The 18,912-nt window shown below is 40.9% G+C and carries 22 protein-coding genes; 11 read left to right on the top strand and 11 right to left on the bottom strand.

Features of this window, described 5'->3' with window-relative positions:
* Nucleotides 1-26: 26 nt before the first annotated feature.
* Genes KKC46_17180 through KKC46_17130 form a run of 11 tightly spaced genes read right to left on the bottom strand, consistent with a single transcriptional unit; the run spans nucleotide 27 to nucleotide 8,415 of the window.
* Nucleotides 27-1,796, bottom strand: a complete 1,770-nt coding sequence (locus tag KKC46_17180; GenBank protein ID MBU1055535.1) for a Na(+)/H(+) antiporter subunit D — start codon at nucleotides 1,794-1,796, stop codon at nucleotides 27-29.
* Nucleotides 1,789-2,091 (bottom strand): hypothetical protein, encoded by a 303-nt coding sequence (locus KKC46_17175; GenBank protein MBU1055534.1) that lies wholly within the window; start codon nucleotides 2,089-2,091, stop codon nucleotides 1,789-1,791. Before KKC46_17175 ends, KKC46_17180 begins: the two co-directional genes overlap by 8 nt.
* Nucleotides 2,088-3,614 carry a monovalent cation/H+ antiporter subunit D family protein gene (locus tag KKC46_17170; protein ID MBU1055533.1) on the bottom strand — a complete coding sequence of 509 codons (1,527 nt, stop codon included), beginning with the start codon at nucleotides 3,612-3,614 and terminating at the stop codon, nucleotides 2,088-2,090. Before KKC46_17170 ends, KKC46_17175 begins: the two co-directional genes overlap by 4 nt.
* 14 nt (nucleotides 3,615-3,628) lie before the next feature.
* A complete protein-coding gene (gene nuoK, locus KKC46_17165; protein MBU1055532.1) occupies nucleotides 3,629-3,937 on the bottom strand; it encodes an NADH-quinone oxidoreductase subunit NuoK in 309 nt (102 codons plus the stop codon).
* Nucleotides 3,938-3,940: 3 nt separating this feature from the next.
* Complete coding sequence (locus KKC46_17160; GenBank protein ID MBU1055531.1) at nucleotides 3,941-4,441, bottom strand: NADH-quinone oxidoreductase subunit J; 501 nt, start codon at nucleotides 4,439-4,441, stop codon at nucleotides 3,941-3,943.
* Nucleotides 4,442-4,473: 32 nt separating this feature from the next.
* Nucleotides 4,474-4,932, bottom strand: a complete 459-nt coding sequence (locus KKC46_17155) for an NADH-quinone oxidoreductase subunit I (GenBank protein MBU1055530.1) — start codon at nucleotides 4,930-4,932, stop codon at nucleotides 4,474-4,476.
* Entirely contained in the window at nucleotides 4,932-5,927 is a 996-nt protein-coding gene (gene nuoH, locus KKC46_17150) for an NADH-quinone oxidoreductase subunit NuoH (GenBank protein ID MBU1055529.1), read from the bottom strand. Before nuoH ends, KKC46_17155 begins: the two co-directional genes overlap by 1 nt.
* A 2-nt stretch (nucleotides 5,928-5,929) precedes the next feature.
* Nucleotides 5,930-7,057 (bottom strand): NADH-quinone oxidoreductase subunit D, encoded by a 1,128-nt coding sequence (locus tag KKC46_17145; GenBank protein MBU1055528.1) that lies wholly within the window; start codon nucleotides 7,055-7,057, stop codon nucleotides 5,930-5,932.
* The gene (locus KKC46_17140) at nucleotides 7,051-7,545 is read right to left on the bottom strand and encodes an NADH-quinone oxidoreductase subunit C (GenBank protein MBU1055527.1); all 495 of its coding nucleotides are present in this window, start codon (nucleotides 7,543-7,545) and stop codon (nucleotides 7,051-7,053) included. The genes KKC46_17145 and KKC46_17140 overlap by 7 nt, the downstream gene beginning before the upstream one ends.
* Entirely contained in the window at nucleotides 7,499-8,014 is a 516-nt protein-coding gene (locus tag KKC46_17135) for an NADH-quinone oxidoreductase subunit B (protein ID MBU1055526.1), read from the bottom strand. Before KKC46_17135 ends, KKC46_17140 begins: the two co-directional genes overlap by 47 nt.
* A gap of 26 nt (nucleotides 8,015-8,040) precedes the next feature.
* Entirely contained in the window at nucleotides 8,041-8,415 is a 375-nt protein-coding gene (locus tag KKC46_17130) for an NADH-quinone oxidoreductase subunit A (GenBank protein ID MBU1055525.1), read from the bottom strand.
* 320 nt (nucleotides 8,416-8,735) lie between these two features.
* Between KKC46_17130 and KKC46_17125 the strand changes: the two genes are divergently transcribed.
* The 11 genes from KKC46_17125 to KKC46_17075 all read left to right on the top strand — a co-directional run bounded on the left by KKC46_17125 (nucleotide 8,736) and on the right by KKC46_17075 (nucleotide 18,722).
* Entirely contained in the window at nucleotides 8,736-9,404 is a 669-nt protein-coding gene (locus KKC46_17125) for an FHA domain-containing protein (GenBank protein MBU1055524.1), read from the top strand.
* Nucleotides 9,405-9,422: 18 nt separating this feature from the next.
* Nucleotides 9,423-10,709 (top strand): protein kinase, encoded by a 1,287-nt coding sequence (locus KKC46_17120; GenBank protein ID MBU1055523.1) that lies wholly within the window; start codon nucleotides 9,423-9,425, stop codon nucleotides 10,707-10,709.
* Between the two features lie 84 nt (nucleotides 10,710-10,793).
* Nucleotides 10,794-11,294: a tetratricopeptide repeat protein gene (locus KKC46_17115; protein MBU1055522.1), complete on the top strand. Its 501-nt coding sequence runs from the start codon at nucleotides 10,794-10,796 to the stop codon at nucleotides 11,292-11,294.
* Between the two features lie 82 nt (nucleotides 11,295-11,376).
* Nucleotides 11,377-11,667, top strand: a complete 291-nt coding sequence (locus KKC46_17110; protein MBU1055521.1) for a hypothetical protein — start codon at nucleotides 11,377-11,379, stop codon at nucleotides 11,665-11,667.
* A gap of 407 nt (nucleotides 11,668-12,074) precedes the next feature.
* Nucleotides 12,075-13,226 carry a ribosomal protein L7/L12 gene (locus KKC46_17105; GenBank protein ID MBU1055520.1) on the top strand — a complete coding sequence of 384 codons (1,152 nt, stop codon included), beginning with the start codon at nucleotides 12,075-12,077 and terminating at the stop codon, nucleotides 13,224-13,226.
* Nucleotides 13,227-13,495: 269 nt separating this feature from the next.
* Complete coding sequence (locus KKC46_17100) at nucleotides 13,496-13,786, top strand: ankyrin repeat domain-containing protein (protein ID MBU1055519.1); 291 nt, start codon at nucleotides 13,496-13,498, stop codon at nucleotides 13,784-13,786.
* A 164-nt stretch (nucleotides 13,787-13,950) separates the two neighbouring features.
* The gene (locus KKC46_17095; protein ID MBU1055518.1) at nucleotides 13,951-15,075 is read left to right on the top strand and encodes a DUF805 domain-containing protein; all 1,125 of its coding nucleotides are present in this window, start codon (nucleotides 13,951-13,953) and stop codon (nucleotides 15,073-15,075) included.
* A 218-nt stretch (nucleotides 15,076-15,293) separates the two neighbouring features.
* A complete protein-coding gene (locus KKC46_17090; GenBank protein ID MBU1055517.1) occupies nucleotides 15,294-16,529 on the top strand; it encodes a hypothetical protein in 1,236 nt (411 codons plus the stop codon).
* A gap of 77 nt (nucleotides 16,530-16,606) precedes the next feature.
* Nucleotides 16,607-17,248, top strand: a complete 642-nt coding sequence (locus KKC46_17085; protein MBU1055516.1) for a response regulator transcription factor — start codon at nucleotides 16,607-16,609, stop codon at nucleotides 17,246-17,248.
* Nucleotides 17,249-17,489: 241 nt separating this feature from the next.
* The gene (locus tag KKC46_17080; GenBank protein MBU1055515.1) at nucleotides 17,490-18,098 is read left to right on the top strand and encodes a hypothetical protein; all 609 of its coding nucleotides are present in this window, start codon (nucleotides 17,490-17,492) and stop codon (nucleotides 18,096-18,098) included.
* Nucleotides 18,099-18,209: 111 nt separating this feature from the next.
* Nucleotides 18,210-18,722: a hypothetical protein gene (locus KKC46_17075; protein MBU1055514.1), complete on the top strand. Its 513-nt coding sequence runs from the start codon at nucleotides 18,210-18,212 to the stop codon at nucleotides 18,720-18,722.
* Nucleotides 18,723-18,912 lie beyond the last annotated feature (190 nt).

Below are 18,912 nucleotides of genomic sequence, written 5' to 3'. Positions count from 1 at the left end.
ATTCATCCGGTTCAATAAATATCAATTTATAAAAACCAGTGAACACCGACAATAACAAAAATCATTAAAATAGCTAAGGCCAGATAGTTTTGCAGATTTCCCGTTTGAATTTTTCGAGCTTTATCTCCAATCCATCTGGTTCCATATGCTACATTATCAACCACACCATCTATCGCCCAACGGTCAAACCATGCAAAAAATCTTGCTATAGACATCATCAATACTTTAATTCCAACATTCTTCCAAACATTACCCCAAACAGAATCAATTTTCTGGATTATATTTTGGTCAAACCATATAAATCCATTTAAGATATTGCGATAGAACCAGTCAAAATCGAGATTGATTTTGTCTTCAGGTTGTAATCTCTTAAGCAGTAAGAAAAATCCAAGACCTGTACAAAGCAGGATCTGTAAAGTTTCCGACATATGCGCCATATTATAAGGATGAAATTCAAGCGCTGCTTCTTTGTAAGGTAACAATACATATAATGCTTTCGGATAAACGCCGATTATAAAACATAGAAATGCTGCAATACCCATCGCCCAAAGCATATTTTTAGGCGGTTCTTTCGGCTTAATGCCACAGTCCTTTCCAAAAAAAGCAAAATATGGAAGCTTTAATCCAACAGAAAGAAATGTACCTACAGCTGCCAACAACATCAACATCATCAAATACTGGTGGCCACCTTCTGCAGCGCCTGCAATTACCATTGATTTACTAACAAATCCGCTGAAAAAAGGAAAACCGGAAATTGAAATGCCGCCAATTATATAAAAAATCATTGTTAAAGGCATATACTTATAAAGGCCACCCAATTCATTTAATTTGGATGTTCCGGTCATCATTAAAACAGAACCTGCCCCCATAAAAAGCAGTGCTTTATAAAGGATATGGGCATAAGCATGAGCGCAAGCACCATTTATTGCAAGTGCGCCACCTATCCCCACGCCGGCAACCATGTAGCCTACCTGACTTATAATATGGTAAGAAAGAATGCGCCGCATATCGTTTTCAATGGTAGCGTAACAAACTCCATAAATAGTCATTACCGTACCCATAATTGCCAGAACTTCAAAACCCTGAAAACCACGGGCTAAAACATATACTGCTGTTTTGGTAGTAAAAGCACACATAAATACTGCGCCTGTAACTGTTGCCTCAGGATACGCATCCGGAAGCCAGGCGTGCAGAGGAAATACAGCAGCATTTAGTGCAAATCCGGCAAGAATCAGGTATTCGGCAATTCCGGCATTTTCCGGGAAAAGCTGGACAAATGCTATAGTTCCCGTGTTTTGGTAATGCAGGAAAATACCTCCGAGCAAAAGAAGCCCGCCAAATATATGCATAAGAAGATAACGTTGACCTGCTTTTAATGATGCCGGTTCACGTCTGAACCAGATTAAAAATGTTGATGCCAGCGCCATCATTTCCCAGAAGATAAATACCGTAAGATAATCTCCTGCAAAAACAACCCCTAATGAACCGCCTACATAAAAATAGGAAGCTATATGTTGTGAATCATCTTCGACATGAATGCCGAAAAGTACACCTATAAAAGACATTAGTGTAAAAACATGTGCAAAAACGATACTTAATCTATCAACACGTCCAAATACTATGTTAAAGTCCAAGTAATTATAAGCACCATACACACCAGTTTTCATGGTAAGTACACAATAAAATGCAATAAGCGGCAATCCGAGCAAAAATATTTTTTTAAACTTTTTCGGAATCAGCGGGATAAGCAATGCACCAAAAATAAAAAATATCGCCGGATGTATGAAATTATTCATAGTAACCCTCTTTTCTCATCAACACAGTATGCGATAACCCTTTCATAACCCGAATAAGTAGAATCGTGCATATCAGACCGAAAATAGACCAGAAGCATGGAACCGTTTCTGCCCAAATGTAAATCTTTTCCGCCAATGTAAGAACATGATGCTCTCCATGTTCAGCACCATGATGCGCGCCAAAAAGTTTAATACAAACATCAAACACAAGAGACCCTGCTATACATATCCACATAGCAATCTTTACTTTTTTAAGATTGTCTCTTAAATATTGTATTGGTTCAGCAAAATTCATAATGTTAAAACCGCCTTGATTGTATTCATTAAGTAATCCGGATCAAACGACTTTACAATATTCATAAAAAAGTCCGGATAAAGACCCATAAGCACGGAAGCTGTAGCTGTTAGTAACAAAGGAATCACCATAACTGCAGGTGCTTCATGACGCCCGCTATGAAGGGCTCCCGGATCACCTTCCCTTGGCTTTCCAAATATAGTTTTTATAATCACAGGAAAGAAATAAGCAGTATTTAAAATAGTACTGGCCAGCAGGACTACCAGAAGAATAGTATTATGCGCCTGCATTGTTCCAATTGCCAAATACCACTTAGTCACAAATCCGCAAACAAGAGGAACTCCGATCATGCTTAACGCTGCAATACTGAATGCTGCTATAGTAAATGGCATCTGTTTTGCGATACCGCCCATTTCGCTGATTTTCTTAGTGTGAAGAGATACATAAATAGATCCTGCACACATAAAAAGCGTTATCTTGGAAAAAGCATGGTTTGCAATATGAATCAGCCCTCCTGTAACTCCACTTGGAGTAAGAAGAGCAACACCTAAAATAACATATGAAAGCTGACTTACTGTAGAATAGGCAAGCCTTGCTTTTAAATCATCTTTGGTAAGAGCAATAATTGAAGCCATCAGAATGGTAAATGATGCCAGATAGGCAGTAGGAATACCTAAATTTAAGGAATTCATCAGTTCAACACCAAAAACCGAAAGCATAACCCTGCTTGTACAAAAAACTCCAGCTTTAACAACGGCCACTGCATGGAGCAAAGCACTAACAGGTGTAGGCGCAACCATCGCCGAAGGCAACCAGTTATGAAAAGGCATAAGCGCAGCTTTTGCAAATCCGGCAAGGTACAGAATATATGTAATTGTAACAAGAGTAGGATTTGCCGTTTCCGGAAATATTCCGTGCATTATACCGGATGGGGCAAAATCTAAAGTGCCTGCTAAAATATATGTTAAAACAATTGCCGGAAGGAAAAATGACTTTGCCGTACCGGTAAGATATACCATATATTTTCTGGCACCCTCATAGGATTCTTCATCCTGATGGTGGGAAACCAGCGGATATGTAAATATTGTGATAAGCTCATAAAATAAATACAAAGTAAACAAATTACCCGAAAAGGCAACACCTATAGCCCCGAATATAGCTAAAGCAAAACAGGTATAATATCTGGTTTGCGCATGTTCCTTTAAAGAACGCATATAACCGATATTATAAAACGTAACCAGAATCCAGAGAAAGGAGGCTATTATTCCAAAAATAAGCCCAAGAGCATCAACCCTGAATTTTAGCGAAATGCCAGGCAATATAACAAAGGGCGTATATTCAAGTGCTTTCCCCGACAGTATCAGTGGCATCATGGAAAGGATTGTAAGAAAAGTAGCCACTGCGCCTAAAACAGACCAGGTCTCTCTAAGATTTGGTTTTTTGGGAGTAGCCATAATCAGCAGTGAGGCAAAAAGAGATATCAGTACTGCAACAACCGGCTTTATAGTGATAATGGTTTCCATTTGGCTTTAAGTATCTAACCTTTCAGTTCGCTGACACTATCAGCATTAATTGTCTTAAAATTACGATAGACGGTAATAATAATACTCAGAGCAACGGCAGCCTCAGCAGCCGCAACACCCATGATAAACAAAGTAAATATCTGACCTGATGCCGGGTTTTTTGATAAAAACATATTAAAGGCCATGAAATTAATGGCAGCACCGTTTAGCATCAGTTCGGTTGCGATAAGCATACCTATAAGAGTGGAATGCTGTAATATTCCGTATATTCCGATACAAAATAACAAAGCGCCAAGAATTAAATATGTTGTAAGACATTCCATGTGTTAATCCTTTTTCCGGACAAAACTTGCGACCATAATAGAACCTATAATTGCAATGGCCAAAAGCAGAGAAATCAATTCGAAAACAAGAAAATAACGGCCAAGCAGTTCATGCCCAAGAGCTTTGATGGACCAGTCACGGGTTATATCTGTCAGTGGTTCAAATTTAAGGCTCATAATCATCTTGACCATAACGATAAAAACAACCGAACTTACTGCCGCCGAAGTTATAACTTTTAATTTATTCCTTTTTGGCAATTCTTTTTCAAGCGGAGGTGAAAGCATTATCGCAAATATATAAGTCATGCAGATAGCACCGACATATATAAGCAATTGCATCATAGCTACGAATTGGCTGCCAAGATAAAGATAAACCCCTGTTATTCCAAACATGGCAAGACAAAGGCCCAAAATATTATGTACTATTTTTTTCGGTATTACCGCTAAAAATGCACCTGATAGCGTGAAAACAATCATCAGCGCAAAGGCAGCCTGCGCTACCATAATCGGCGGTATCAGATCTGAAATCGTGGTTGTCATTTACTTTCCTCAAGCCGTTGCATTATATCAATAACCCCATCCCAGCGAGATAAAAAGGCCAATTCATATTCATTGGAAAATTTAAGCGTCTTTTCAGGACAAACATCAACACACAAACCGCAAAGACTACACTTTGTAAAATCAATAAAATACTTTTTTCCGTATTTTTTATCACTAGCCTTTGTTTTTTCCCCCTGAACTTTAATAACATGCGAAGGACAGGTTCGCGCACATAACCCGCAGGCAACACAGTGGTGGCTCTTGTTGTCATCAAACATAATGGCTTCGATATGTCCCCTGAAGTGAGGAGTCATTACAGGTTTTTGACGTGGATACTGAACCGTAACAATAGGCTTAAAGAGATGTTGAAAAGTTACCCTCATACCTATGAGGAGGCTCTTTGATCCTGTATATATTTCTTTAACGTACTGTTTGAAGCCATACGGAGTATTCATTAAAACACCTTAATAAAAATAGCCGTTACCAAAAGGTTTACAAGAGCTATCGGAATAAGCACTTTCCATGCAAAATTCATAAGCTGATCAAAACGAAGCCTTGGGAAAGTCCATCTTATCCAGACGGTAACAAAAACAAGTAAGTAAGCCTTTAGAACAAACCAGAAAATTCCGGAGAAAAAAGGCCCATGCCAACCGCCAAAAAACAGAACTACGGCCATGGAAGAAGCTATAAACATGGCTGTATATTCCGCCATGAAAAACAGAGCATCTCTCATACCGGTATATTCGGTATGAAATCCTGAAACCAGTTCGGATTCGGCTTCAACAAGGTCAAATGGAGCCCGGTTCGTTTCTGCCGTTGAACAGATAATAAAAATAACAGCAGCAACCGGTTGCACCATAACATTCCAAAAATATGGTGATTGAGCTGCAACAATTTCACTCATCTTAAAAGAATTGCTCATGAGAATAACCGACATTGCGGAAAGCAGAAGCGGTATTTCATAAGCTATGCTCTGAGCAACAGCCCGGACAGCGGCAATCAATGAATATTTATTGTTTGAAGCCCATCCGGCCATCAATAATGATAAACCTGAAATACTTGAAAATGCAAAGATCAATAAAATACCCACATTCATCTCTCTGATCTGCATTACCGAGCTGAAAGGAATCACAACAAAACAAACAATAGCCGGAATTACAGCTATGCAGGGAGCCAGCCAGAAAAGAGGTTTGTCTGCTGCATCAGGGGTTATCATTTCTTTGCACATCAATTTTACTGCATCAATAAGGCTCTGTAAAATTCCATGAGGGCCGACTTCCATAGGACCGGGACGAAGTTGTATATGTCCCGCAACCTTTCTCTCGACGTATACAAGGAAAGCGGAATTTAAAGGTACAAACATTAAAACAAGCAGAAGCCCTACAACACCCGCCATCATATCCGGGCCTAAAAATCCATAAATATCTTTAATAATAGGAAGTTGTGTCATATTCACCGGTCAATCTCCGGAACCGTTACATCGATACTGCCAAAAATAGCAATAAGATCGGCAACAAAATGTCCAGGAACAATCTTACTCATAACAAATAGGTTAGAAAAAGAAGGCGCGCGCACTTTCAGACGATATGGAATACGCGTACCATCACTGACTATATAAAAACCAACAGCGCCACGGGCACTTTCAAAGGAATAATAACAATCTTTGACAGGCGGTGTTACAAAGCGGGCTACGTCTGAACGAATCGGGCCTTCAGGCAAGTTATCCAAAGCCTGTTCAATAATGTTTAAACTTTGCTCCATTTCGGCCATCCGTACCAGATAGCGGGCCATACAATCGCCTTCTTCCCTTGTCGGAATCTCAAACTTGAAATCCTGATATGATGAATAGGGTTCGCTTTTACGCACATCATAGCTTACACCGGAGCCGCGTAATGCCGGACCGGTAACACCATATTCAAGTGCCACTTCCTTGCTGATAACTCCAACTCCGGTGGTACGTTTTATAAATATTATGTTCCCTGTTATCAAATCATTGTAGAGTTTGAACCGCCCTCTGAGCCGATCTATAAAACGCCGGGCACCTTCGCAAAAAGCCTGATCGATATCCAAACGAACTCCGCCAAACCGGCTATAATTATAGGTAAGACGTGATCCGGTAATCGTCTCAAGCAGATCAAGTATTTGTTCACGGTCATCCCACCCATAAAGAAAAGGTGTATATGCCCCTAAGCCCATAACAAAATCCATAACTCCAAGAAGGTGGCTGGCGACACGATTAAGCTCTGAAGTAATAACCCTGATATACTGCGCTCTTTTTGGAACCTCAATACCACAAAGCTTTTCAACAGCTTCACAATATCCGGTATTGAAAATCATGCCGGAAAGATAATCCATTCGTGCAGAATTTGGATAAAACTGTTCATAGATTCGGTTTTCAGCCATTTTCTCATGGCCCCGATGCGTATAGCCGATAAGCATTTCAGCTTTGACTACAACTTCGCCGTCAAGTGTCAGCAAAAAATGCAAAACTCCGTGGGTACTCGGATGCTGAGGGCCTAGATTGAGCTGATAAAGCCGCTCATTAATATTTATGTCGTCTACGGTTTTGATGGTCAACATGTCATATCATCTATTTCATCGGTTATAGTAGTCTTACCGAAGTTCTTAAGTAATGGGAAATAATCTGCATCATCGGGATTGAGTATACGCCTTAAATCCGGGTGTTCTTTAAATTGGATACCAAAAAAGTCGTAAACCTCCCGTTCCAGCCAAATAGCACCCGTATAAATCGCCGAAATAGTAAAAGGCGGTTCATCTTTGGGCACACGTATCCGAACCATTACACGGATATTTTCCTGATTATAATCAAAATAAAGGTAAACGATCTCAAATGAATCTATGAAATCAACCGCTGTGACGGTTTCCAGGTTAAATCGCCTGTTTTTCATAGCCGAAGCTACCCTGCGCATACCAACCTGATTCGACTTAAATTCCAGGTGATAGCCTGTACGGGCATAATCACTCTGGCTGATATCTGCTTCAGGTACTGATTTAGCCAGACTATTTTGCAGCTCTTCTAGCAGCTTTTTCTGCCCTTCGGTTAGCATCCATTGTTCCTTTACTAATCAAGGTTTGTAATTTAAGAAGTCCCTGGATAAAAGCCTCCGGGCGTGGGGGACATCCGGGAATATAAACATCAACGGGAATTATCTTGTCCGTTCCGTTAATTATTGCGTACTGCCCTTCATAAGCAAACGGCCCGCCGGAAATAGCGCAATTGCCCATCGCCATAACCCATTTTGGACCGGGCATCAGTTCATAAAGATTTTTTATAGTCGGAACAAGTTTTTTTGATATTGTTCCGGCAACAACCATAACATCGGATTGTCGCGGACTTGCTCTAAAAATAGTCCCGAACCTGTCAAGATCGAAGCGGGCCATTCCTGCGGCCATCATCTCTATAGCACAGCATGCAATTCCAAAAGTAATGGGCCATAAAGAATTAACCCTTGTCAGATTCAATAAATCCTGAACAGAAGTAAATCCCAGTACTGCAGGCGCTCCATCTGTAGCCATTGTAGTTGCACAATATGGACTTTTCTCTATCTCCATTCAAATACTCCTTTCCGCCAGGCATATACAATCGCCAGAGAAATGATAAAGAGGAAGATAAAGAGTTCAATCAATTCGCCATAACCAGATCCTTCCTGACCATAAACCATGAGCACCGGAAAGAGATAAAGTACGTCCACATCAAAGGCTAAAAAAATCAGGGCGAAAAGATAATAGGATGCTCCGAATTGGATCCAGGCAGTTCTGATTGGAGCCACACCGCTTTCATAAGTCTCCCCTCTCCTTTTCCCACGATAGTTAGGACCTATCAAGGAATTTAACGTTACCATAACAACCGGCAACGCAAGGGAAACTATAAAAAAAATAAAAACAAAGAAAAAATCATATAGGCCGGCTTGCAGCATCTGAGAAAACACGACTTATAACTCCCATAACCTCACATAAAAAATTCATAACTTAAAGTAATTGTTTCGGCTCACATAGCTGGTTGAATGAACAATTGTCAAGAAAAAAAATATAAAACTCTTTACTTTTTTAAAAATAATACATCAATTCCAAATAAGGTTTACCTGGCATTATGGCCTTTTCATATTGACATGCTCTAAATAACATGCTTTTATTCCAACCAATTTTTAATTCAACTGTTCTGATGGAAATAACGTTAGCCGCTCAGTCTATCTTTAGAGCGGAGTGAACGGGAACAATCACTTATGTTGTAGTAAACATGTCCCGAATTCATAAAGCATATATATTTATTGAAAAAGGCAACCCTTACGACAAAGGAACTCTCATTCCTTTATCTAAAAAAAGTATCTCCATAGGACGTCAATTCTCTGCGGACGAACCGGATATTGCATTCAGCAACCCTGTCATTTCACGTAATCATCTTTTAATCGAATGGAAGAATGGATCATATCAGGCCGTTGATAAAAATAGTAAAAACGGGACGAAAATCAACGACAAAAAATTGGAGAAATCAACCTTTTATGAGCTTGGCAACGGCGACCGCCTGCGCCTGGCCAATGATACGGCCATACTCTTATTCTCTTACGAGGTGAAGCCCACAACAGTAACCATGCATGAAGAATCGGAAGAATTGCAAATCCGGTTCAATGCTGACCGCAGAGAGCTTTTTATTGAGAGCCAAAAAATCGTTTTGAGGGGAAACCTTTACGAACTTTTTGGCGTTCTTTATAAAAACCGGGGAAAAGTAGTCAGCCATTCGGAAATTAAAGAAGCGGTCTGGCCCGAAAGAGCCAGGGATGAAAAAGGTGAGCCTTTTACATCGGAAGAAGAGATTCATGTGCTTATGATGCGTATGCGCCATAAATTAGGCGCATACAGCCGGTTTCTAAACAACATCCGCGGCTATGGTTATATCCTGGACCTGTAATAATCGAAAGTGTATTTCATGTCTGAAAAATGGGAAATCGGCCAAATCATAGATGGACATTATGAAATCTTTGATATCAAAAAAGGCGGCATGGGCCTTGTTTTTATCTGTTACAACAAATTTGAAAGGGAAATGATCGTTTTAAAAACCTTTCGGGACAGGTTTTTATCCAACAATCAGGTCGTTAATAGATTCATTCAGGAGGCTGCAACCTGGATACATCTGGATAGTCACAGCAATATCGTCCGGGCCTATTCAGTGGCACACATATACTTTCGACCCTACATTTTTTTAGAATACATCGCAAGCAATTTTAATTATGGCCTTGATTTAGCGGACCACATGACCGGCAGGCGCCTGCCTTTGGAAACAGTTTTTGATTTTGCCGGGCAGTTTTGCGACGGCATGGTCTATGCCCGGAAAAAAATGCGAAGTATCGGCAAACAGTTCGTGCATGCCGACATCAAACCCGCCAATATCCTGATTCACAACCAAAGCACTTTAAAAATAACCGACTTCGGATTGTCCCGCGCATTTGACAACGAGAAAGCCTCAAACGGATGGGGCACACTCGCCTACATGTCTCCTGAGCAGTTTACTAAAACCCCACTGGATGTCCGCTCCGATATCTATTCTTTCGGATGTGTGCTTTATGAAATGGTCACCGGAACCATACCTTTTTTAGTTGACGAAAACAATGATTTGGCATTGGCCCACAGGCTTTACAGAGAAAAGCATTTTCAGGAATTTCCGATAGAGCCGAAAGAGCAAAGAAGTGACTGCCCAACCGGACTCAACGATGTGATTTTAAAATGTCTAGAAAAAAATCCGCTTAAGCGCATCCCTGATTTTAATGTTTTGAAGAAAGAAGTTGTCGATCTTTACTATCAAATGACCGGCAAAATAATCCCAAAGAGTTTAGAATCGATGCAATCGCTGGATAAAAGAGAGATGCTCGATAAAGGCATATCGCTTATTGGATTAGGGCAATATCAGGATGCCGTTATCTGTCTGGACCAAGCGTTAAGCGCAACCCATGAGCCCGAACTCAACTGGATTGCTTACAACAGCCGCGGTTCAGCCTTTGCCGACATGGGCCAGACAGAAAAAGCCCTGGTCGATTACGAATCGGCCATCCGATTATTTCCGGATCGGCCGCTCTCCTACAACGGGAGAGCCAATCTCTACAACAATCTGGGAGAACTCCATAAAGCCCTGAGCGATTATGATAAAGCCATTGCCCTGGATGATAAAAATGTCATCAGTCTTTACAAGCGCGGCATCTGTTATAGAAGGCTTCAATAATTTGAAAAAGCACTAGACGATTTTAGCCGCGCCATTGAGTTAGGCCATTATGAATCCTACACCAACCGGGGCAGTACTTATCAAATGCTTGGGCGATATGAGGAAGCTTTATCGGATTTTAATAAGGCTTTGGAGTTATATCCCCGAAATTCAATTGCTCTTATGAATATCGGCGGCATTTGCGAGGAACGCGGGCAAGACAAAGAAGCGGCCGAGTACTACACCAGTGCGATTCAAATAACGCCTTTGTATATCATACCCTATTCCAAACGTGCCTATCTTTTCGCAAAAGAGAAGAATTATATAGCGGCCATAGAGGATTATGAAAAGGCGCTCAGTATTGATCTGTCGCAGATTCCCAAAGATGCCTGTGTTGACTACACCCTTTCAAAGACCGAACTGGATCGTATTTACCCGCCTATTTTCCATGACTGCGGAATAAGCTACCTGAAAATCGGCAACTATCTGAAAGGCAAAGAATATTTACAACGTTTTCTTAAAATAGCCTCGCCCTACCATCTCGATAAAATCGGGCAGGTAACCCAGGTGCTTGCCTGGATAGATATTCAGCTTGGAATTTGTTAGGCTTTTGATAGGTAGCTGCTATTGTGTTCATTTAAAAGGAGGTGTACTTTTTGATTCAAAATGAGAACCATGCAAGCTAAAAATGACGTTGCTGAAACCAACCCCCCTTTTGCGTTTTGCAGAAGTGCAAGCATTAGGAGATATCGGCGCCATTTATCCCGGTCATCTTGCATTGCTTGTGCTGACCATGCTTGTAATCATAAACGACGAATCCCAATGGCAGGCTACCAGAGAAGGCGCTGAAAAAACCTTGATTTTGTATGGATCAAAATGTGTGCCATGCTTGGAAGAACTGATGAAGCATGAGGACCCACTGATAAGCTTACAGGCAACTATATTATTTGAAAATATATCAAAAGGGATAAGCAAATAACAAAGGAGGTATCTATGGGATTTAAGGACCTGTTTCGACCTAAGTGGAAACATAGCAATGTTTTTGTGCGGCTAGGTGCAGTTCAGAAACTTTCTAATCAGACCAAACTTGCTGAAATTGCCAAGAAAGACGCCGATGATACAATACGAAGTGCAGCCGTGTACAGACTGACGGATCAAACTCGACTTGCTGATGTTGCCTTAACAAGCGATAGTTGGGAAGCGCGGTATGCTGCTTTAGAAAATTTAACGGATCCAAATCTACGCGCTAAGGTCCTTGAAAAATTTGATTACAATGAAAAGGACATGGAGACATTCCGGGCTATAGCGAAAGCATTTAACTACGATAAGGATAAATTACAATGTAGCCCAAGAACGGGTCAAGCGGTAGAAGAGTTGCAGCGTGTTATGGACGTTAATGCGGCGCGTGTTTTGAATGATACGATTGAGGATAAACCCGCGTCTGCCGGGATTGATATCTCACACATCCATGAGCATTTGCAGACAGGCAATAAAATCAAGGCGATCAAGCTATATCGTGAGCAAACAGGAGCAGGGCTGAAGGAAGCAAAGAACGCTGTTGAAGCGATTGAGCGAGGCGAAATGCCTTTAACAGAAACTAATTCCCATGGTGCCAAATCTAAACCAACTGCCGCTGACTTACCTGATTTTAACAAAAACGATAAGACACATGTTCCCAAGATTACGCAAGAGTATTTAACCATTATTTTAGTTGAAAGCTCAACACTTGGCAGTGCCGGTCCAGGAGGAGACTCCTTTCAAAAAGCTATTCAGAATATGAACAATCGAGACGATGCCACTGCAATACGCTGTTTTGAGGAGGCGCTTATAAAAGGCCTCGATCCGTTGAGGCAGGGGTATGTGCATGCGAACCTTGGTGAAATGTATATAAAGACGAATGTCATAGAAAAGGCTTTGGATGAATTCAAGAAGGTCCTGAATTTCAAAGAGGCCCTCTATGAAAGTGTCCATACCGCAGTTCAATATCTCAGCATACTGTATCGCGAGCTCGGACAGCCGGAAGTGATCAACGTACTTGAACAACTAAAATATAAAACTTCGAGCAAAATAAATACCAGTCTCTCTCCGGAAACGGTCGAGCGTGTGCGTCAATTGGCTATTAAAAACAAATCCCATCTTCTTGAAAGAAATGCTGCTTCTTCAACACCGATAGATGAGGGTAAAAGCAGAAAAAGTATTTCAAACAATAAAGAAATCAATAAACTTGAGGCCAAAGCACAATACTATATTGACAGGAAGAAGGATGGCAAATTCGACGAAGTGATTGCAGATCTGGCGCCAATAATTTCAAAATTACCGGATAAAAGTGATATTAGGAAAATTTTATCGAGTACGTATTTGGACCGTGGAGCTGCTAATTATCAACAAGGTTATGATAATAAAGCATTGGCAGACTTTGAGGAAGCCACTAAGGTTGACCAGGAAAACTGGAAAGCCCTTGTTAACCTTTCAAGCCTTTACATGGCAAGCTATCGTTGGAAAGAAGCATTGAAGCCTTTGAAATCAATTATGAACTGAATAATAATCCAGGCATTGTTGAACGACTCAGACAAATACGCTCCCATGTATAAACACCAGCGTAGGGTCAATGAAAGAAGAACTGATGAAGCATGAGGACCCCCTGATAAGCTCACAGGCAAAGAGAATATTTGAAAATATATAAACTCATAAGCGAATAGAAAAGGAGGCTTTGATGGGTACCGCAAAGGATAATAAACTAATTGATGCTGTGAAGAACGGTAATATCGCTGAAGTGAGAAGCCTATTGAAACCGGGTCTGGTTTGGTATGATCAAGCCTGTAGATGTCTCAGTAAAAATGTCAAATGGGGAGACACTTTTAATTCTTGCCTCCCGGCAGGGGAATCTGGAAATAGTGAAATCGTTACTGGAGAATGGCGCAAGAGTAAATGATATCAGCAACGAAAAGGTTTCCCCGCTGTATGTGGCATCAGAGAATGGACACAAGGACATTGCAGAGCTGCTTATGAATTCCCCTTGGGGTGATGAATCTAACGTATTGTCCTGCACTGAGAGTGCCTTGCGGGAAAAGTATAATCATATTTCAGCAAAGACATGAAGAAAATGAGGGATGAAGCATCGCGCCTAATGGATATTGGAAAGCGAAGTACAGAAGAAGTGTTTAATAACTATTAGTGGATCAGAAAGAGGCTAAGCCAGCTTTTGGCTCTTTACCTTATCCCTGACCAGAGGCCCGAAATAACCATAATAGAAGGAGGCAACATGAACTGGTACTTCGAGGTGTTAAGAAAATATGCGGTATTAAATGGACGAGCTCGGCGCAAAGAATTTTGGATGTTCTTTCTATTCAACATGATCATCTTGTTTGTGTTAAGTTTTGTTAGAATAGACTATATCATAGAACTTTTCCATCTTGCCGTTATGATACCGTCTATCGCTGTAGGCGTTCGCAGGATGCAAGACACAGGTCATAGTGGATGGTGGTTCTTTGTACCTATAGTTAATCTGGTTTTTGCGGTTCAGGCGGGCCAGAGAGGCAGTAATAGTTTCGGACCAGACCCGATATCTTCTTACACTACATCAAAACACGCCACAGAGCATCAGCATACCGATAGGAACATTGATGATGTCAAGGTCGAGCCTGAAACAAATCAAGATGTTGTTCGGAACACAGCTCCAGAAAAACTTACAACTGAGGCGCTACACGCCCAAACCCAACTTGCTGAGATTGAGGAGGTAAGCAAGGAGCTTCCCGCTTCCATTGCTTCGGCAGAGGATGGTAATAAGACAAAAATTTGGAAAGAAAAAGATAATCGTGGCACAAGACAGGAAACCTATCAGGAAGCTGTTGTTTTTTGGCTGGCACGAAACGCTTCGAAAAAACTCGATCCCTTTATATTGTATACATTTGACAATGAAGAAAACGCTCGGAAGGCATTATTGGATACCGGCGTTGTTCACCGCACCGGGGACAGCGGCAAGCTGATTTGTACGGAAACTCTGACATTCGGATATTATCGGCGAAACGATGGCAAGTACGAGGCTATCCTTTGTGGCGATGATTTGGCTCGCGATCTCTGGGTAAAAACCAAAGAATGCTTTTTAAAATATGGCGGCATTCTTAATAATGAGCAGGAACCCATAAAAGATATCAGAACCGTTGCCCAAAAATCGGTGACAGATATACAAAAGGTTAAATTCCTTCGTGAAGACCGCACGTCTGATGTGGGTCAAACCGCAATTTACCGCATCCATACTGCTCCGGACGCATTGACGGCCAAGGCATTTCTCGAACAGAATCCCATAAGCCAGAAATTTTTTTATTTAGTGGTTGAAACTCCTGAAGGTAACTATTGTCGTGATATAGCTGGTATCTACAAGGAATAATGAGAACTGATCAATTAAATTCTATTAAAATATAGGAGCTCTTGAGAAAGCATTCTAAAAAATCAACTTCGATCAATCTGTATGCTATCTGTAGGTTTTCCTGTGTTAAATATGCCTTCCTTTTTCTCTGGCGTTAAACTGACATATTTAAAAAACTTTATCAAGGAAACTTTCGATAATTTTTTTAACTAATATTGAATGACCTTTAAGGAGCTTGAATGGCGGACAATACTCACATAAATTATACGGATACAGGCAGAATGTTTTTTGCCGTTTTACTGCTTCGCGTTGTCGCTGTTATCCTCGTTATTTTTACTCTACCCATAAGGCCGACCCTCCCTGCCTGGATGCTGGAGTGGTATGGACAGATAGCATATCCACTTCTTGCATATAGCGTCTTTTCGTTGTTGTTTTATAAAAAAGTAACGGCTGTTCTGAAAAAATACCCGTGGTTGCTGTATGCTGACCTTCTGATTTCTGTGGGAATCTTACAGATTGGCGGCAGCTGGCGCAGCTCATATTTCGGATATACCATTACCTCAATGATCCTGCTTACCATTGTTCATGGCAGGATGGGAGCATACGTCTCAGCGGCTGTCCTTACTATTGCTGCTGTGGTCAAAGATCCTTCTTGCGGCCTGCCTTGCATGGAGGTGTTTTTTGTCAACAACTGGGACATGCGGATGGGGGCGGGGCTTATTTATACAACGGCGGGAGCGATCCTCGGATACTTCAGCACACTCTTGAAAAAAATAGAAATATTATCACGGGCTGAAGTGGAAAAAACCAAAATGGAGGCAAACACACAGCTTGCTTTGGAACTGCATGACGGCGCAAAGCAGATGGTAACCGCCATTCTTCTGAAGATGAACCCGCTGGTAAAAAACGTTCAATCCTCCCAGGATGAAATCTCGGAGGAAATACGATGGATTTGGCGGGGGATGAATTATCTGAAAAACGAAATGAACCAGGTTATGGACACCCTAAAAAATGGGAAAAGCAACGGCAATAGCCTGGCATTATGCGACATCATACCGCTTGCTGAAGAGGAGGCGAAAATTGCCGAGGTCATGACCGGGTTATCCTGGAGTGTGATAACGGAATGCCGGGAACTCTGTCTTCCTTTATGTTCCGTAATGTCCTTTCGCCGCTTTTTGAGTGAAGCTATGATGAATACATGGAAACATTCGGGACTGAACAGCGGTGTGATCTTGCTTCAGCGTTCGAACGAATCCGCAATTATTAAAGTTACAGACATGGGAACAGGATTCAAGCTTCAGGAGAAAACCGGCGGGAGTACCACAGGACTTGATAGTCTTAAATACAGGGCAAAAGAGCTAAACGGTACTGTTGAAATTAATACAGCACCAGGTAAGGGTTGCAACGTGATACTCACACTCCCGGTGCTTTTTCCATCTGACATGATTTCCGAAAAGAACGATACACACAAATAATCTGGTAATAAATTACCAGATTATTTGTGTGTATCTGCTCATGATAAAAGACATTCAAATATGCTATAGGAACAAGCATGCTTATCAAAGTTTTTATTTTTGAAGACCATTGGATGTGCCGGGAAGCACTCGTTGCTGTCCTTGGCAAAGCCGGCAATATTCAGATTGTAGGCGCAGTTGAGGAAGTCGGGGAAGGATTCCAAAGAGCAGTAAAATTAAAACCGGATGTCGTGCTTATGGACGTCCTTTTCCATGGAGTAAAGCTGGGCATTCAGGCCACTGCTGCGATAAAAAAGGCGCTCCCGGAAACAAAGGTTTTGGTATTTACCGAATTTCCGGACGAAGACACGTTAAGGAATGCTGTAAAGGCAGGCGCATCAGGGTTTCTGCTTAAAAAAGAGGTGCAGGACCCTGACGTTATTGTAAACGCGATCCGCACTGTGCATCGCGGACATGCGTATCTGACCCCCCTCATGACCGAAAAAATTCTTAATGTGGTGCGACATGCAGCAGAAAAGGACGGCTATGAATTGACTAAAAGAGAGCTGGAAATATTGCAATTGATAAACAAAGGAAAAAACAACAAAGCAATCGCAACAGAGCTTGGAATCGACATAAGAACCGTTGCCAACCATGTAAGCAATCTGCTTTTCAAGATGGATGCAAATAATCGCACCGAGGCAGCTGCGATTGCAAGACGTGAGGGGATTTTGGAGTGATTGATACCGAGTTCCTTCAAATCATACCTGCATTGGCTTCATCGCTTCTTTCCTCGACATATCACATATATACATCCTGCCGCTTCAAGTGCGCAAAGCAGCGCTGGAAAAGCTTTACAGGATAGGAGAACAGGGAAAAACAACCTTGGATAGAAAGGAGGCGGATGAATAACCAAGAAACTATATGGCAGTGTTAACAGAAAATTTATTATTAAATTATTAAATTTGAGGAGATAGAATCATGAAAAACCATATAAAATTTCAGCATCGTCACTATATTACAAGCCTTTTTTTGATTATATTCTTTATTAGTGGATGTACTCATCTGTACAACCAACCACTTCATGAAATCAATTTGATGCCTGTAAATGATAAGATTAATCTTTCTGTCGGTCTTGTTATGACTGATGAGTTTCGCAATGTAAAATGGGAAAAAAAGGAAATAGGTGATACTTTTATTTTACCTATAGGCGAAAATTTGGCACATCAAACTGAGCAGTTAATGAAAAGAGTCTTTGCAAATTCAGTAGTATTAGAAGGTGTAAATCCCACTCAGAATACTGAGATAAAATATATCATGACTCCAAAGGTAATTTTTGTTGAGCAATCATTAGGAGCAACCGCTTTTTCAAATGCAATATTATCGATTATTGTTGAATGGAAATTAACAGATCCAAAAGGAAAAGCTGTGTGGCAGGAAACAGTCAAAGGAGTTGGCACGGGACAAACTGGTAATATTGTTACAGGTGGAGCAAATATGGAAAAGCGTTTTAAGATGGCTTTGCAAGACCTGTTTGAGAAAACTCAAGAAGCTATACTATCTTCCGACTCTCTTAGAAATATAACATAACTACTGATGGAGTATTAACAACTTTTAGAACCCACCTTTTATGGACTATACGAGAGTTTTATAATCAGTTGGATTAAGATTTTAGTAGAGAGAGAAGAGGAGCTAAAACCTATGAATAAGATATTAAAATCACGATGGCAATATTATCGACATGTTTTATGCATACTCTTATGTGTTCTGATATTATTTCTTAACGGTTGCGCTACAGCCTGGGAGCCAAGCGGCTCCTATTACCGAACCACGACAACAAAAATATCAGTTGCAAGTGTTCCTGATGGAAAGGTTCTTATTAACAACAACTATGTGGGAGATACACCAATAGATCATACAGTGCGATATGAAAAACAAATTGATAAAAAAACCAGGAAGGTTAGCTATTGGATAACACAACCTGGATTCACGCTTTTTTGGAGTATTGTAAGTCTTGGTGTTTATATCCCTTTCAGCTTAATACCTGCCGATGTTGAGACATCGCTGCATCCTACTGACTTATATCGTAACAACGAATTTACTCTTAAGATTGTATCGGAAGGGTATAAAATTTGGCAAAAAGAAATTTTATGTTCAGGAAACGACAGGCTTTCAATTGATACAACCCTGGAGAAAAATGAGGCCGATAAATAACTGAGAGACTATATGGCAGGGTTAACAGCAAATCAATTTTTAATCAAAGGAGCCACTTTCAAAACGTTTCAGTTTGGTCAAGCTCAAGGCGGGAGAAAATTTCAACCACAGGAATACATCGAGTATTTCGAGGATTGAAATTTGAGCCCAACGCAGAGATCGGCCAAAATGGGGCGTTTTGAAACTGGCT

This window comes from Pseudomonadota bacterium (genome assembly GCA_018817425.1).
Lineage (GTDB): Bacteria > Desulfobacterota > Desulfobacteria > Desulfobacterales > RPRI01 > RPRI01.
The sequence above is the reverse complement of the archived record's forward strand: the minus strand, read 5'-3'. Positions and strand labels throughout refer to the sequence as shown.